This window comes from Ruegeria sp. I1 (assembly GCF_056532675.1).
The window spans coordinates 1-3,572 of the sequence record NZ_JBQFNM010000026.1 but is presented as its reverse complement, the minus strand read 5'-3'; the positions used below and the strand labels follow the sequence as shown (position 1 = coordinate 3,572).

The window sequence follows — 3,572 nt, the reverse complement described above, 5'->3', positions numbered from 1 at the left end:
GACCAGATGTGCGCGGTAGTCTTTGCTGCCATGCAGGTCGGCGATCATGTTCATCGGGTTGACCTTCAGCCCCATCAACGCGTCGGCGCGGAATTCGGTGTTGAGCGCGGCTTCCGCCTCGGACCAGCGGAACACGCCGTCCTCGCTGGCGCCGGTGACGGCCACGCGAACCCCATCCGCAAACCGGGCCAGATAGACCCCGACCAGGGCAAAGCGCGAGGCGGGCTGCAGGAACTTCTGGTAGCTTGCAGCTTGCGGTACTGGGAAACGGACCGAGGTGATGATCTCGCCCTCATCCAGCGCAGTACTGAACATGCCCTCAAAGAAGTCATCCGCCGCGATCTGGCGCGTGTTGGTCACAACCGTCGCGCCCGACCCCAAAACACCCGCCGGATAACAGGCCGCCGGATCGTTATTGGCAACTGACCCGCCGATGGTGCCGCGATTGCGCACCGCTGGATCACCGATCTGACCCGCCAGCGCCGCCAGCGCCGGATACGACCCCGCCGCCTCACGCGCCACCGTGGCATGGGGCGTCGCCCCGCCAATGGCGACCGAGCCGTCATCCTCGACACAGACGCCCTGCATCTCGGCAATCCCGCTCATCGACACCAGTTTGGATGGCGCCGCCAACCGCTGTTTCAGCGTCGGGATCAGGGTCTGCCCGCCCCCCAGCGCCTGCGCATCCTCGGCCCCCATCGCAGCGACCGCGTCGGCAATGGTCGAGGGCTTTTCAAACTCGAAACTGTACATTTCGTCTTCCTTTCCGAAAGGCGCGGATCCGCCCTTCATCTGGCTAAAAATATCCCGGGGGTCTGGGGGCAGAGCCCCCAGCTACCCCAACCTCTCAGCTGTTCATCGCTGCCCAAACGCGCGACGGGCTTACTGGCATATCGATGTGATCCACCGCCTTGCCGCCCGCGTTCAGCGCATCCAGAACCGCATTGACCACAGCTGGCGGAGAGCCGATCGCCCCGGCCTCACCACAGCCCTTCACCCCCAACGGGTTATGCGTACAGGGCGTCTGGCTGGAATGATCCACGCCGTAGAACGGCACATCATCGGCGCGCGGCATGGCGTAATCCATGAAGGACGCGCTCAGCAGCTGGCCATTCTCGTCATAGGCGCAGTTCTCCAGCAGCGCCTGACCGATACCCTGACCAATGCCGCCATGAACCTGACCATCCACGATCATCGGGTTGACGATGTTGCCAAAGTCATCCGCCGCGGTGAAGGCCTCGATCGTGACCTGACCGGTCTCGGGGTCGACCTCGACCTCGCAGGCATAGGCGCCCGAGGGGAAGGTGAAGTTGGCCGGGTCGTAAAACGCGGTCTCCTCCAGCCCCGGTTCCACTTCCAGCGGATAGTTATGCGGCACATAGGCCGTCAGGGTCACATCGCCCCAGGCCACCGATTTGTCGGTGCCTGCCACGCTGAACTGACCATCCTTCAGCTCAATATCCGCCTCGGAGGCTTCCAGCAAATGCGCGGCAATCTTCTTGGCCTTGTCGATCACCTTCTCGGTGGCCTTCACCATGGCCGAGCCACAGACCGCCAGCGACCGTGAGCCATAGGTACCCATGCCAAAGGGGATTTTCGAGGTGTCGCCATGCACGATCTCGACCATCGATTCATCGATGCCGATCATGTCGGCCACAACCTGCGGGAAGGCGGTCTCATGCCCCTGCCCGTGGCTATGCGCGCCGACCATGACGCTGATCGAACCGGTGGCATTCACCCGCACGGTCGCGGCGTCATAAAGACCCGCACGGGCCCCCAGCATGCCAACGATGTTCGAGGGCGCAATGCCGCAAGCCTCGATATAGCAATTGATGCCCAGGCCCCGCAGCTTGCCCTTGGCCTCGCTTGCCGCACGGCGCGCAGCAAAGCCTGCCAGATCGGCGGCGGCCTCAAGCTTGTCCATGGTCCCGTTGTAATCCCCGGTGTCATAGGTCAGAGCGACCGGCGTGTCATAGGGGAACTGGGTGATGAAGTTCTGACGGCGCAGGGCAATCGGATCGACCCCCAGCTCGCGCGCGGCTTTGTCCACCACACGTTCCAGCTGGAATGTCGCCTCGGGCCGACCCGCGCCGCGATAGGCATCTACCGGCACCGTGTTGGTGAACATCGCCTTCACATTCACCTGAATGACCGGCGTCTTGTAATTGCCAGCCATCAGCGTGCCGTGCAGCCATGTGGGCACGGAGCTTGAGAAGGTCGACAGATACGCCCCAAGGTTCGCATAGGTGTTGGTACGCAACCCGATGAAGTTATTGTCTGCATCCAGCGCCAGTTCGATTTTGCTGACATGATCCCGGCCATGGGCGTCCGACATGAACGCCTCGGACCGGCTGGAGGTCCACTTCACGGGCCGGTTGCAGGCCTTGGCGGCGAAGGTACAGAACGCCTCTTCCGCATAGTGGAAGATCTTGGTGCCAAAGCCACCGCCCACATCCGGGGCCACCACGCGGACCTTATGCTCGGGCAGGCCCAGCACAAAGGCGCACATCAGCAGACGGATCACATGCGGGTTCTGCGAGGTGGTATAGAGCGTATAGTCCTCGGTCGCGCGGGAATACTCCCCCACCGCCACACGCGGCTCCATCGGGTTGGCGACCAGGCGGTTGTTGACCAGATCCAGCGTGGTCACATGGGCCGCACCCGCAAAGACCTCATTGACCTTGGCGTCATCCGCCTCACCCAGCTGCCAGTCATAGCAGATGTTGTTCTTCAGATCGTCATGGACCAGCGTCGCGCCCTCTTGCGCGGCGGCCTTCATGTCGATCACGGCGGGCAGTTCCTCGATCTCGAGGTCAATCGCCTCGGCCGCATCACGCGCCTGTTCCAGGCTGTCGGCCACGATGGCGGCGATGGGATCGCCCACATGACGCACCTTGCCTTGGGCCAGAATGGGATGCGCGGGCTCCTGCATGGGCGCACCGTGCTTGTCCGTCACCTCCCAGCCGCAAGGCATGCCGCCCACGCCTTCGAAATCCTTGCCAGTGAACACCTTGACCACACCCGGCATGGCCTCGGCCGCCGAGGTATCAAGGCTGGTGATCCGGCCATGCGCGATATCCGAGCGCAGGAAATGAACATAGGCCTGTCCGGCCACGTTGATGTCGTCGGTGTAATTGCCTGCTCCGGTCAGAAAGCGCACGTCCTCGCGCCGCTTGGAACTGGCTCCGATGCCACTGTCTTTGGGCATTGCTTGTTCTCCTCCCTCGGGCCGCTTATTCGGCGGCGATGCTGCTGACGTCCTGGCCCGAAGCGGCCATGATCGCCTTGACGATGTTATGATAGCCCGTGCAGCGGCACAGGTTGCCTTCCAGATACTTGCGGATCTCTGCTTCCGTCGGGCGCGGATTGTCCTTCAGCAAAGCCGCCGCGCTCATCACCATGCCCGGCGTGCAGAAGCCGCATTGCAGACCGTGGTGATCCTGAAACGCCTGCTGGATCACGTTCAACGACCCATCCGGGCTGGACTGGCCTTCAATCGTGCCAACCTCAGCCCCATCCGCCTCAACTGCCAGCATGTTGCAAGACTTCACCGCCTCACCGTTCACATGCAC

The 3,572-nt window shown here is 62.8% G+C and carries 3 protein-coding genes; all 3 read right to left on the bottom strand.

The window, feature by feature from the left end:
• The coding region (locus ACR0DH_RS20170) for an FAD binding domain-containing protein (RefSeq protein ID WP_480551860.1) at positions 1 to 753 on the bottom strand (753 nt) is incomplete at its 3' end.
• Between the two features lie 94 nt (positions 754 to 847).
• Complete coding sequence (locus ACR0DH_RS20165) at positions 848 to 3,208, bottom strand: xanthine dehydrogenase family protein molybdopterin-binding subunit (RefSeq protein WP_480551858.1); 2,361 nt, start codon at positions 3,206 to 3,208, stop codon at positions 848 to 850.
• A 25-nt stretch (positions 3,209 to 3,233) separates the two neighbouring features.
• Positions 3,234 to 3,572, bottom strand: a 339-nt coding sequence (locus ACR0DH_RS20160; protein WP_480551856.1) for a (2Fe-2S)-binding protein, incomplete at its 5' end; no start/stop codon positions are given.

Bases quoted from the DNA above. Each gene is read 5' to 3' on its own strand.
- ACR0DH_RS20165 (WP_480551858.1), bottom strand. From the start codon at position 3,208: ATGCCCAAAGACAGTGGCATCGGAGCCAGTTCCAAGCGGCGCGAGGAC.